Genomic DNA, 12,702 nt, shown 5'->3' with positions numbered 1-12,702 from the left:
AAAATCATGAGATGAGGTTATGAAAATATCAAAACTGCGAACCAGCTTTGCGTTATCACATAAAATTAGACCTTTTGCTGATCAGAAAAAAATTGTGACTTAGTTTCACAAACTAATAAATATTGATTTGAGATAAAAAAAGGGAGGAACTATGAAAATTCTGATCGTAGGAGGCGGAGGACGGGAACATGCCATTGCATGGAAGCTTGTCCAAAGCCCGAGAGTGAAAAAACTCTACTGTGCCCCTGGGAATCCGGGAATTGCCGCACTTGCGGAATGTGTGCCCATAAATGCAGAAGAGATAGATAAGATTTGTTCCTTTGCAAAGGAAAAGGAGATTGATTTTGCTGTGATCGGGCCGGAGGTGCCCCTTTCCATGGGTATTGTAGATGCTCTTAAGGAAGTTGGGATAAAAGCCTTTGGTCCGAATCAAAAATGTGCCCGGCTTGAGGGCAGCAAATCTTTTACCAAAGCCTTCTTGGCCCGGCATAAAATACCTACGGCTGGGTACAAAGAGTATACCGATATGGAGCAATTAAAAAAGGCCATCGGAATTTTCGGCTATCCTATGGTGTTGAAGGCTGACGGCCTGGCTGCCGGAAAAGGGGTCGTCATTGCGGAAGATCGTGCTGCGGCTGAAAAAGCCATCGAGGAAATGATGGGTGATAAGATTTTTGGAGCTGCCGGTGAAAAGGTGGTAGTGGAAGAATTTTTGTCAGGGATTGAGGCATCGGTACTCTGTTTTGTTGATGGAAAGACCATTCTTCCTATGGAATCCGCCCAAGACTATAAAAGGATTTATGATAATGATAAAGGCTTAAATACCGGAGGGATGGGAACCTATTCTCCTAGCCTGATTTTTACCGATGAAATCAAAGAGCAGATAAACGAGCGGGTTCTGAAGCCTACCCTTCAGGGATTTCAGAAGGATGGACTCGACTTTAAAGGCGTTTTGTTTATTGGGTTAATGATCACAGAGGAAGGTCCGAAAGTAATAGAATTCAATAATCGTTTCGGTGATCCGGAAACACAGTCGGTTCTGCCGAGAATGAAATCAGACCTGGTAGATATCATGGAGGCCGTCATGGAGGATCGGCTGGCTGAGCAGAAGCTGGAATGGGATGACAGAAGAGCCGTATGTGTTGTAATGGCTTCATGCGGCTATCCCGGCGAATATAAAAAGGGAAATCTAATCGAGGGGCTTCATGACGTGGATGAGGATGTGCTGGTATTCCACAGTGGTACAAAATTAGTAGACCAAGATATCGTTACCGACGGGGGACGGGTCTTAGGCATTACTGCACTTGGCGAAACACACGAGGAAGCGAGGAAAAAAGCCTATGACAATGTAACCCGCATTATATTTGAAGGTGCTCAATACAGAACGGATATAGGACTGCTAAGAAAAATGGAGAGATAATTTCTCTCCATTTTAATCAAATAATTTCAAGTAAAATAGGGTTAGCTTTTCAGGTGATTGACAGAATTTAACTCTTTGCCCCCTGCAAAGGCGGTCAAATTGGCTGCCGCAATACCAATAAGGCGTATGCGTGATTCTTTGGTAATCCATGCAATATGCGGTGTGATGATGCAGGAATCCATGCCGATTAATGGGTTTCCTTCCCTGGGCGGCTCTGCGGATAATACATCCAGGCCTGCAGCATAGACTTTGCCGGTTTCCAATGCTCTCTTCAGATCCGCTTCGTTAATGAGAGGGCCTCTTGATGTATTTAGCAGGATCACACCATCTTTCATTTTGGATAGGGTGCTTTGATTGATAAATCCTTTATTGCTCTCGGTTAGCGGACAATGCAGGCTTATTATATCTGAAGAAGAAAGTATTTCTTCTTCATTGGCAAAATGAATTTGCTCCGTTGCAAAATTACGATCCGGATAACGAGTAGAAATTAAAACCCTCATACCGAAAGCCTCAGCAATCCTTGCGACTCTCCTGCCGATATTTCCAAATCCTATAATGCCGATTGTTTTCCCCATTAGCTCCATCTGAGGCGATACGGTAAAGCAGAAATCCTTCGATTCGCTCCAAAGACCTTTTGTGACTGCATCACTGTGCTTTTGAACCCGATTGCATATTTCAAGAAGCAAAGAAATGGTAAGCTGGGCAACGGATTCAGTTGAATAGGCCGGAATATTGGTAACCTTTATCTCCCGCTCATTGGCATAGGCCAGGTCAACCATATTGATGCCTGTTGCCAGTATTCCAATATAGCTGAGATTAGGGCACTGTTCCATGACCTCTTTCGTCAGAACACATTTTGATGTCAGCACCGCTTCCGCTTTGCCGATACGCTGAATCAGCTGGTCTTGAGAAGTTCTGTCATAAACCGTAACCTCTCCCACTTTGTCAAATTCGCTCCAGCTCAAGTCGCCGGGATTGATGGTATATCCATCCAGTATTACAATTTTCATATCGTCGCCTTTCTTTGCCTTCTATTGCTTATAGGCTGAACTTTGCAGGGCCCTTTCCTTTGAACCCTTATTGATGAATTATATATACTTACTTTTCAGGAATAATGGTATAATACTTATTGGTTCATTATTATATCAGAAACGTTAAGAATCATACAAGCGCCTCTCAGATTCAGAAAAAAGAATTGTTTGTGCGGCGGGAAAAAACGATAAAACCAGGAGGGAATTGCAATGGAAATTTTAAATATATCGCCGGTTACATTTACAGATGGCAGGATGCTGATTCTGGATCAGACCCTGCTGCCCGGTGAAACAGTATACCAGGAGCTTTTCACCAAGGAGGATGTATGGGATGCAATTTATAAGCTGAAAGTAAGAGGTGCGCCTGCCATCGGTGTGGCAGCGGGCTATGGACTATACCTTTCTGTGAAAGACATAGCGGCCGACAGTTATGAAGACTATTATAAAAAATTTATGGATGTTAAAAACTATCTTGCTTCATCCCGTCCTACAGCTGTGAATCTTTTTTGGGCACTGGACAGAATGGAGAGTGCGCTTCAGAAATTCGATCCGAAATTGAAGAAAACAGAAGAAGCGTCGGAATGCAAGAGCTGGGAGCAACTATTTGCAGAGATTCGGGAGGGGCTGTTCCTGGAGGCGGAGAAGATCAGATTGGAAGACGAAGCGTCCTGCCGTACTATGGGGGAATATGGCTTGTCTCTTTTAAAACCTGGAATGGGGATTTTGACCCATTGCAACGCAGGGACTATCGCCACGGCGAAATATGGCACCTGTTTGGCGCCGCTGTATATTGGGCAGGAGCGGGGGTATGATTTTAAAGTTTTTGCTGATGAAACCAGACCGTTACTGCAAGGGGCAAGGCTCACTGCCTGGGAACTCTCCCAGGTTGGTATTGACACCACCTTGATTTGTGATAATATGGCATCCATCGTGATGAAAAACGGGTGGGTGGATGCCATTGTTGTAGGCTGCGACAGAATGGCTGCCAATGGTGATGGTGCGAATAAAATCGGTACATCTGGGGTGGCAATCCTGGCAAAGGAATACGGGATTCCTTTTTATATGTTTGTCCCCACTTCTACCATTGATATCAATACTAAGACAGGGAAGGATATTCACATAGAACTGAGAGAAGGGGAAGAGATCTATAAAATGTGGTATGCCAAGAGCATGGCACCGGAAGGAATCAAGACCTACAATCCGGCCTTCGATGTGACAGATGCCAAATATATCACAGCGGTGATAACGGAAAAAGGAATTCTTTATCCGCCCTATGAGGAGAGCATCGCAAAACTGTTTGAAAACGAAACCAGGAAGGCTGAGTAGATCAGTCTTCCATTGCTGAATGTAAGGAATGACCCGGAGGAAACATGACAACAAATCGAATCTATATCCTGATGGTGTGCTCTGCAATGTTCTGGTCCGGAGCTTTTATTGCTGGAAAATACAGTGTACCATACATACCTACCTTCACCTTGACTTTTCTTAGATTTTTCATTGCAGTGATCATCCTGTATTTTGTTATGAAAAGGCAGAAAGAAACGTATCAGTTTGAAATCGGACATCTGCCGGTATATCTTTTTACCGGACTTGTGGGTATGTTTGGTTACCATGTACTGTTCTTTACCGCATTAAAGAGTACAACTGCCATCAACTCGTCCATCATTGCCGCTGCTAACCCTATGGTAACGGTGCTTATGGCTTTTCTTTTCCTGAAACAGAAATTAAAAATAAAACAGCTGGCCGGAATCCTGCTTTCTTTTTCAGGAGTACTTCTTACCATTACAGGTGCCGACCTTTCTTTGCTAAAGGATTTTTCCTTTAATAAAGGGGATCTCTGGATGCTTGGTGCTGTATCAGCATGGGCAGCTTACAGCGTTTTCAGCAAAAGTAAAGGGAAGGAAATCCCATCTCTTGCCATGACATTCTATAGTTTTGTTGTATGTACCGCAGCGTTGATTCCCTTCGTACTCTATGAGAAGCCGTGGACATTTCTCTTGTCCGTACCGCTGTCTGCCTATGGTGCAGTTATTTATATGAGCATTTTCCCCTCTGTGATCGGATACCTGGTGCAGCAGATGGCGATTAAAGAAATTGGTCCAGGGAAAACATCTATCTTTATTAATCTGGTTCCTGTCTTTTCCATCTTGCTGGCTGTGATGCTCCTTGGCGAGGTTCTGCAGCCTGTCAAGCTGCTTACGGCAGCGCTTATTATTCTAGGCGTTTTCATTTGCCAGCGTGATTCAATTGATAATTGAATCACACGGTAATTTCTGAAAATTCGCAATATGAGAATTGCTGCGACAAACCTCTTAAAAAATGGTATTGTATTTTGGTGAGAACAGATCAGATTATATTTACATGATAGTTATGGAGCAATAACAATATGAACATTTTTGAACGAAATGCAAAAAAAGTAGTGGTAGCTGGTGTTCTTTCGGCCTCAACCTCCGCTATTTTTATCCGATTAATTAATGCATCATCCATCGCCGTGGGGTTCTACAGACTTACCTATGCACTGCCTTTCTTTACTCTGGCGGTTATTTTCTGGCATAAAAAGGAGCTTCTTTCCATTACCCGCAGGCAGCTTATGGGCTGCATTTTAGCGGGGCTTTTTCTAAGCGCTCATTTTTTTACCTGGTTTACATCCATAGAAAATACCACGGTGGCCAGTGCCGTAGTAATATGCTCTACGCATCCTATCATCATTCTAGCCATTACTGCACTTGTCCTTCGGGAAAAAACCAATTTGAAAGCGGTGGCCGGCGTACTGATCGCCCTTCTCGGGGCCGCAATCATTACCGGCGGGGATTACAGCTTTTCGGGAAATGCAATTTATGGCGATATTATGGCTTTTCTGGGCGCTATTTTTCTGGCCCTCTATTTTCTTGCCGGCAGAAGGCTGAGAAAAAATATCAATGCAACCGTATATGTTTTTCTTGTATTCAGCGTTTCCTGGGTGGTTTTTACCATTGGAATGTTTGCAACGAAAACACCTTTTACCGGGTATTCCTCCATGGATTATGGGTACCTTTTTGCAATGGCTATTGTCTGCCAAATCGGTGCACATGCTGTATTTAACTGGTGCTTAGGACATGTGACGCCCCTATATATCTCCACCATAGAGAACGGGGAAGCTATTTTCGCTTCTGCCATGGCAGTGATATTTTTTGGGGAAATTCCGACCTTGTGGCAATTGGTGGGAGGAATTATCACAATTTGCGGACTCTTGTACTACAATTACCACGAGGCAAAACTTGAATGAACAGATGCTTTATGATAATATAGGGGATATTGGACAAACTTGGATTCTCTTGTACGGAACCAATAAAATTTCAACAAGGAGCGGTGCATGTCATATAAGATTAAACTTGACATATTTGAAGGACCATTTGATTTGCTTGTATACCTCATAGAAAATGCCGAGATGAACATCTATGATATTCAGGTATCGGAAATTACGAAGCAATATATGGAATACGTAGAGCGAATGCAGGCTCTGGATGTTATTTTAGCCGGAGAATTTATGGTATTGGCGGCTGCGTTAATTGAAATAAAGTCCAAAATGCTGCTCCCGAAAATAAAACCGGAGGGTTCCGAGGCGCTTTATGAAGATCCCAGGACCGAATTGGTACAACGAATTCTGGAATATAAGAAATTCAAAGCTGCAGCGGAACTGCTGGAACAGCAGGAAGCGCAGAATCTGCGGATTTATGAAAAACCGAAGGAAGATTTGGCTCCTTATACAAAAGAACCGGACGAATATCTGAATCTTGACCTGGCCCAGTTTGTAAAAGCGTTTCATATTTTTCTTCAAAAGAAGAAAAAATTGGAAGAAATCAAAAAGAATTATGAGCGGGTAGAACGGCAAAAAATAAGTATTGAATCCACCATTGACTACATAAAAAATCTCTTCCGCTTGAAGGACAAAAAAAGATTGAGCTTTCGAGAATTATTGAAGCCCCAAACCAGCCGCTATGAGGTAGTGCTTACCTTTGTATCCATGCTGGAAATGATACGGCAAAAATCCATTATGGTAAAACAGAATATAAATTTTGGTGAGATTACATTAAGTCTGCGCAGTAACGAGGAAGACCAGCCGCAAGAAGAAAGGAGCACCATTTCATGACAAGCAAAAAAACAATAAAATCTGCTTTTGAATCCATGCTCTTTGTATGGGGAGAGCCTCTGGATGTAAAGGTTGCGGCAGAAATTTTCAATATAAATTGGAAGGATGCTTATGATTGCTTCAAGGAACTTCAAGAAGAGTATGAGCTGGAAGGCAGAGGTATTCTCATCAGAGAAATTGATAAAAGCTTTCAATTCTGTACGAATATAGCAAATAATGAATACATAGAAAGGCTCTGTACGCCTGTAAAAGAAAAAAAATTGTCTCAATCTGCCCTGGAAGTTCTGGCTATTATCGCTTACAAGCAGCCTGTAACAAAAGGCGAAATAGAAGCAATCAGAGGAATCAAATGTGACAGAGTTATTGAAGGTCTGATGAAAAAAGGTCTGGTAGAGGAGGCAGGAAGATCCTCCGGAATCGGGCGCCCTATTTTATTTGGAACAACCAAAGGTTTTCTGAAAAACTTTGGTTTTAAAGACCTGAAGGATTTACCTGAGATTGAGGATATCGTCAGCGTGGTTCATGATGACGAAGAAATACAAGACAACTTGGATTTGCAACAAATTTCTATCGACCTTATGCAATCTTAATCTTTAGAAAACATAAAATTTCCAGCATATCTCTTTTCTTTATAACAAAAACTATAAAGGAAGGAGATATTTTTATGAGAAGAATAATAATTTCTATACTATTAATAGCATTAATGGGGCTTTTCACACCGATATACGGCGAACCAGCTTTAGAAAAACAAGTGCCAGAACCGCCAGCCGTTTCAGCCCAAAATGCAATCGTCATAGAAGCGGATTCCGGTAAAGTTTTGTATGAAAAAAATGCCGATGAAAAGGCGTATCCCGCCAGTATAACAAAAATTCTTACAGCATTGCTGGCGATAGAAAACGGTGACTTGGAGAAAAAGGTTAAAGTATCTCAGAATGCCGCAGGCGTAGAAGGTTCTTCCATCTATTTGGAAAAGGGAGAAAAAATTCCCTTAAGAGATCTGGTTTACGGGCTCATGCTAAGATCGGGAAATGATGCTGCAATTGCAATTTCCGAAGCAATAGGGGGTACAACTGATAATTTTGTTGCAATGATGAATGAAAGGGCAAAAGAAATTGGAGCGGTGAATACACATTTTATGAATCCAAACGGCCTTCATCATGACGAACATTATACGACAGCCAGAGATATGGCTTTGATATCCAGAGAAGCTATGAAAAATGAAGAATTCAAGACAGTTGCGAGAGCAAAATCCTGGATTACGGATCGGGGTGTTGGAAAGTATAACTACTTTTACAATAAAAATAAGGTCATTTATCAATATGAAGGCGGCACAGGTATTAAAATAGGTTATACAAAAGCGGCTGGGAGGACTTTGGTCGCCTCCTCAGAAAGAAATGGAATGGAGCTCATTTGTGTCGTACTGAATGCTCCGGATTGGTTTAATGATACCTACAAGTTAATGGACTACGTATATAACAATTATGAAAAAATTCTCATTGCTCCCGGACAAAGACCTCTAAAAGCGGTTAAAGTCATAAAAGGCTGCAAGGATTTTGTATATGTGGGTCCGAAGCAGGATATTACAATTCCCGGAATGAAAGAGACAAATAGTAATATTTCCATTGAATATGTGATGAGTACCGGTATAAAAGCACCTGTATGCCGATGGCAGAAAGCCGGTGAACTAAAAATATATGTAAATAATGAATACATCTACTCTGCGCCATTATTTTATTTAGAAGATATCGATCGAAAGTAAAAAACAAATAAAAATCAGTTGACAGAAACCGTATCCGATGCTATGATAAGAAAAAAAAGAAGTTAGCGTATGCTAACTATAAGAGAAATCTAAGCATTTATCTGCAAAACAATTGAGAACATATTGTTCTCAATTATTTTGACAAATTGGTTAGCGTAGGCTAACCGAGGAAAGGATCTTCATGATAAACGAATTGGAATTTGAAAGAAAGCTTGTATATCATTGTGCGCCAACTCTTGACGGAATGAAGTCGGCGAACATGTTTGCCTTATGCAAAAATGCTTATGAACTTGAAAAGCCGTATATTCTTTATTATAAGAAGCTGTTCGGTCAATGGGGCATTCAAATGACTACCTTAAAACAATGCCGCCAAAAAGTTTTAATTCTTGTTTATCGTAAAGAAGCTTTGGCCGGCCAATTGAATCAAAAAGAGGTTGATGAATTTTTAAGAGCTCAGGGTTACAGCCAATGCGTCACGCTTGAAGAAAAAGTAATGAAATTAAAGGAACGAATGAGTGATAGAAGTACTTTTCCGCATGAAATTGGTCTGTTTCTGGGGTATCCGTTGGATGATGTGGTTGGCTTTATGAAAAACAATGGGAGAGAATGCAAATTAAACGGGTATTGGAAGGTGTATTCCAATGTGGAACAAGCCAGAGAACTCTTTGAGCAGTTTACACAATGCAGAAATCAACTTAGCAGCAGAATAGAAAACGGTGTTTCAATTGAACAGATTTTACATGGAACATACTGGGGAAAACCCGGGGAAAGGGAGAATAGAAAATGGGAAAGGCAGCAGTAATATATTGGAGCGGTACAGGAAATACACAGGCTATGGCAGAAGCGGTTTATGAAGGCCTGAAAGCAGGGGGTGATCAGGCAGCAGAATTATTTTCAGTAGATAAATTTGATCCCGGAAAGATTGAGGAGTATTCCAAGCTGGCTTTGGGTTGCCCGTCGATGGGAGCCGAAGTCCTTGAAGAAAGCGAATTTGAACCTTTCTTTGAAGCCATCGAACAGAAATTAAAAGGAAAAAAAATCGCCCTCTTTGGTTCTTACGGCTGGGGAGATGGTGAATGGATGAGAGACTGGTACGAAAGAACGGCAAAAACAGGAGCTATGCTTTATGCAGAAGGGTTGATCATAAATGAGACTCCTGATTCTGATGGGCTTGAAGCGTGCAGAAATCTGGGAAGGGGTCTTGCAGCTTATTAGGGACTGTGACATAAAAAGGTGATGAAATATGAGTATATTATTAATCGGAGGCCATGACAGAATGCACTGTCACTATAGAGATATCTGTGACAAATGCGGACATAAGGTGAAGGTGTTTACGCAGTTTCCCAAAAACTTTGAAAAGAAAATCGGGAATCCCGATGCTATGATTATATTTACCAATACTGTTTCTCATAAAATGGTCAGTGTTGCCACAAATGAGGCCAAACGAAAAGACATTCCCATCTTCCGATGCCATACGAGCAGCGGCGTTGCGCTGGAACGTACCATTCAGGAATTAGAAGAAAATCTGAATTAATGCCTATCCAAAATCATACGTTCAGTCTACGCTAAACTCACTGCAGCTTTCAGCAGTGAGTTTTTCTTTGCTCTCCGATTTATTCGTTTGAAACTGTCACAAAAGAGTTTGTCTGTCAATAACTTGATAGTAGTTTTAGTCGGAGGGAGCTTGAAAAATGGTTATGAATTGTATTGACGCAGGGTCGGAGAACTGCCCGTGCTATCTGGCTTTGACAGGTGATTGTTTGACCTGCAGCCGGCTGCAAGGGAAAGATTACTGTGATTGCAGCTGGAGAGGTGTTTGCATTTATAATGAATTTAAGCAGTTGAATGGGAAGATCAATAATCCCAGAAAGGATTTTGAGGTACCCATTGTTGAACGCAGGACTTACATGGATGACCTGGTGGTATTTGTCCTGAATGTAGGCAAAGGTTTTGCAATAAAAGCAAGCAGACCGGGCTCTTACTTATTTATGAAAACCAAAGATGCCTTGAACTTTTATGAAGTACCGATATCGGTTATGAAGGCTGATGTTGAAAAGGGGTATTTGCATTTGGGTGTTAAAATTATTTCAGCCAAAACAAAAGCCCTGCTGCAGGAAGAGGATAGCTTTGTCATTCGAGGCCCTTATCGAAACGGCCTGCAGGGTATCCAAACCATTCTCGGAAAAAGGGTACCGGGTCATAGCGTTTTGGTATTGGCCAAGGGCATCGGTATCGCACCGGCAATTCTTGCCTGCCAGTATCTGTGCCATCGCAGAATTGTAGATATGGTCATTGATACGGAAAAAATCAGCAAGGAACTGATCAGCGATTATCTGGATGAAAATACCTTTGAATGCTACGAGGGGGCGGCAATGAGCAGCGGAATTATTAAATATCTGCCTTTCTCGGAAGAAGAGGGAAAAAAAGAAATCGAAGCGCTCATGAAGGAAAAAGGGTATCACAGTGTAATTATTCTTACGTCCGACTACTACATTGAAACCCTGGGTAAACTGGCAAAAGAAATTCTGCCTCATGCAGATCTGGCAATGAGCAATAATTTCAGAATTTGCTGCGGTGAAGGATTATGCGGCTCTTGCAGCCTGGAAACCGTTACCGGGGATACCATCAAGATGTGCAAATGTCAGCTGACAGGAGAAGAACTGTTGGAGAAAAGGGCCTCCTGGTAGACCGCCATCTTGCCTTTCCCTGATTTTTTCGCGTGATACAAGGCCCTGTCCGCGTTTCTCATAACCTGGTCTGCAGTCATGCAGGGCTGCCATTCGGCAATTCCAATACTGATGGATACGTTCACTTCCATTTTGTTATCTGCCACCAGGCGAAGGGAAGAGATTTCTTTAAAAAGCCACTGGCAGGCCAGCTTTGCATAATGTATCGTAGTACCGGGCAAAAGTATCACAAACTCATCTCCTCCATAGCGGGAGCAGATATCCATGGATCTCATATACATTTTTATCGTATCGGCCACGCTTTTTAAAACTTTATCTCCGAAGGGGTGGCCGTACTCGTCATTAATGGCTTTGAAATCATCAAAATCAATCATTAACAGAACAAAGGATTTCTTGGACTGAGCTGATTTTTTTATCAGCTGTTTCAGGTGATGATCGTGGTATCCTTTGTTGTGCAGTCCTGTCAGATAATCCATTTCAGAAAAGACGGAGGACATGCCTATAAGCTGGTAGATGATAAAGCTTGTAATCAACAATAAGACCAAGGAACTTAAAAGAATAAAATTTCTGATATTCGCAAGTGTTGACCGCACTTCCGCAGCGGAAACATCCGTCCCTATGAAAGCAATGATTTGGTCCGTTTCCGGATCAATAACCGGCGTAATGCCGGTAACCAGTTCTCCCCAGACCTCGTCGCTTACAATGGGAGTATAACTTGATTCTTTACTTTCATATACTTTTAACTCTACTTGATCCAGATTATCTATTGAACCAAAAGGGGAATATAATTCGCTTTCCGGATCTTCCCCGTCAAATATATACATGATTTCATGATCGGAAATGCGTTTGGCGCAATAGAGGAATTTCACTTCGGTTCTGGTTTTGATATCCTGAAATATTTTCTGCATTTCATAGAAGTATTCTTCATCATAGCGATCGGTTTTATTGAAATCGGTATAAACCAGCTGTTTAAAGGAATCTAGATCCTGCTCCACCAATTTTGCAACTGAAATGGAGAGATCCATTGCCGTATTCCCCTTTTCCTCTACAATCATACTATGGATATTGCGGTAAACGGAAAAGGAAAAAAATGAAAGCATCAGCGTTATGGCAATGACGGTGACAAAGAACAGAACCTTTCTGGAACCTGTTAATGGCCTCATTTCTATCACTCCTTCCAATAAAACTGCGATGATTGCTTATCCTATAAAACTGTAATGATTGCTTTTCCTGTAAAACTGTGATTATTTCTTATCATATCATATTTTTTGCTTAAATAATAGAGCATCCATAAGCCCTATTTTGCTTACGGAATGGCAAGTAAGGAGAATTAGCGAATATTCTTCTTTCTATTTTAATAAGATTAATAAGAGATGAGGGGGGGACGGTAATGCAGAGTACACTTTTGGAACAAAAATTGGCATTTCTGATTGAACGGAATCAAATGATGGAATTTACATTAGAGGAATTGGCGGAATATGACGGCATGGAAGGCAGAAAAGCGTACGTTGCGATAAACGGAGTTGTTTATGATGTAACAGATGAGCCTACCTGGGCGGATGGGAAACATTTTGGAATGACAGCAGGAAAGGACCTTACCGATCTGTACCGCTCCTGCCATTTTTGGGACGCCATCATCCAAAAATTAACAGTTGTAGGCAGATTGGTGGTGTAGG

Annotated in this window: 14 protein-coding genes; 12 read left to right on the top strand and 2 right to left on the bottom strand. The window is 41.7% G+C overall.

The genetic code is table 11. The annotated features are described in order from the left end of the window. The first annotated feature begins 151 nt into the window (after positions 1 to 151). Positions 152 to 1,420: a phosphoribosylamine--glycine ligase gene (gene purD / locus KCX82_RS20420; RefSeq protein WP_227020329.1), complete on the top strand. Its 1,269-nt coding sequence runs from the start codon at positions 152 to 154 to the stop codon at positions 1,418 to 1,420. 41 nt (positions 1,421 to 1,461) lie between these two features. Here purD and KCX82_RS20415 read toward each other — a convergent pair whose 3' ends face one another. After that, positions 1,462 to 2,430, bottom strand: coding sequence for a D-2-hydroxyacid dehydrogenase (locus tag KCX82_RS20415; protein WP_227020328.1), 969 nt, complete (start codon positions 2,428 to 2,430; stop codon positions 1,462 to 1,464). Positions 2,431 to 2,661: 231 nt separating this feature from the next. On the opposite strand from KCX82_RS20415, the gene mtnA reads away from it, so the two are divergent. From mtnA to KCX82_RS20365, 10 genes are all read left to right on the top strand, one after another. Then, complete coding sequence (gene mtnA / locus KCX82_RS20410) at positions 2,662 to 3,777, top strand: S-methyl-5-thioribose-1-phosphate isomerase (RefSeq protein WP_227020327.1); 1,116 nt, start codon at positions 2,662 to 2,664, stop codon at positions 3,775 to 3,777. 44 nt (positions 3,778 to 3,821) lie between these two features. Next, positions 3,822 to 4,709 (top strand): DMT family transporter, encoded by an 888-nt coding sequence (locus KCX82_RS20405; protein ID WP_227020326.1) that lies wholly within the window; start codon positions 3,822 to 3,824, stop codon positions 4,707 to 4,709. A gap of 128 nt (positions 4,710 to 4,837) precedes the next feature. Further along, complete coding sequence (locus KCX82_RS20400) at positions 4,838 to 5,716, top strand: DMT family transporter (protein WP_227020325.1); 879 nt, start codon at positions 4,838 to 4,840, stop codon at positions 5,714 to 5,716. Positions 5,717 to 5,803: 87 nt separating this feature from the next. Then, the gene (locus KCX82_RS20395) at positions 5,804 to 6,580 is read left to right on the top strand and encodes a segregation and condensation protein A (RefSeq protein WP_227020324.1); all 777 of its coding nucleotides are present in this window, start codon (positions 5,804 to 5,806) and stop codon (positions 6,578 to 6,580) included. Beyond that, a complete protein-coding gene (gene scpB / locus KCX82_RS20390; RefSeq protein ID WP_227020323.1) occupies positions 6,577 to 7,170 on the top strand; it encodes an SMC-Scp complex subunit ScpB in 594 nt (197 codons plus the stop codon). Before KCX82_RS20395 ends, scpB begins: the two co-directional genes overlap by 4 nt. Before the next feature lie 74 nt (positions 7,171 to 7,244). Beyond that, complete coding sequence (locus KCX82_RS20385; protein WP_227020322.1) at positions 7,245 to 8,339, top strand: D-alanyl-D-alanine carboxypeptidase family protein; 1,095 nt, start codon at positions 7,245 to 7,247, stop codon at positions 8,337 to 8,339. Between the two features lie 181 nt (positions 8,340 to 8,520). Continuing rightward, positions 8,521 to 9,141 carry a DUF3793 family protein gene (locus tag KCX82_RS20380; protein WP_227020321.1) on the top strand — a complete coding sequence of 207 codons (621 nt, stop codon included), beginning with the start codon at positions 8,521 to 8,523 and terminating at the stop codon, positions 9,139 to 9,141. Beyond that, positions 9,123 to 9,554 (top strand): flavodoxin, encoded by a 432-nt coding sequence (locus KCX82_RS20375; protein ID WP_227020320.1) that lies wholly within the window; start codon positions 9,123 to 9,125, stop codon positions 9,552 to 9,554. Before KCX82_RS20380 ends, KCX82_RS20375 begins: the two co-directional genes overlap by 19 nt. Before the next feature lie 28 nt (positions 9,555 to 9,582). Beyond that, a complete protein-coding gene (locus KCX82_RS20370) occupies positions 9,583 to 9,873 on the top strand; it encodes a DUF2325 domain-containing protein (protein ID WP_227020319.1) in 291 nt (96 codons plus the stop codon). Positions 9,874 to 10,030: 157 nt separating this feature from the next. Next, positions 10,031 to 11,026 carry a hypothetical protein gene (locus tag KCX82_RS20365; protein ID WP_227020318.1) on the top strand — a complete coding sequence of 332 codons (996 nt, stop codon included), beginning with the start codon at positions 10,031 to 10,033 and terminating at the stop codon, positions 11,024 to 11,026. Here KCX82_RS20365 and KCX82_RS20360 read toward each other — a convergent pair. Next, positions 10,981 to 12,189 carry a GGDEF domain-containing protein gene (locus KCX82_RS20360; protein WP_227020317.1) on the bottom strand — a complete coding sequence of 403 codons (1,209 nt, stop codon included), beginning with the start codon at positions 12,187 to 12,189 and terminating at the stop codon, positions 10,981 to 10,983. The two genes, KCX82_RS20365 and KCX82_RS20360, sit on opposite strands and share 46 nt — an antisense overlap. A 227-nt stretch (positions 12,190 to 12,416) precedes the next feature. Between KCX82_RS20360 and KCX82_RS20355 the strand changes: the two genes are divergently transcribed. After that, on the top strand, positions 12,417 to 12,701 hold the full coding sequence (locus KCX82_RS20355; protein WP_227020316.1) for a cytochrome b5 domain-containing protein: 285 nt from the start codon (positions 12,417 to 12,419) through the stop codon (positions 12,699 to 12,701). Position 12,702 lies beyond the last annotated feature (1 nt).

The organism is Sinanaerobacter chloroacetimidivorans (genome assembly GCF_018128545.1).
In the GTDB taxonomy this organism is placed as follows: Bacteria; Bacillota; Clostridia; order Peptostreptococcales; family Anaerovoracaceae; genus Sinanaerobacter; species Sinanaerobacter chloroacetimidivorans.
Note: the sequence above shows the minus strand (reverse complement) of the source record. Positions and strands in the feature narration are given on the sequence as shown.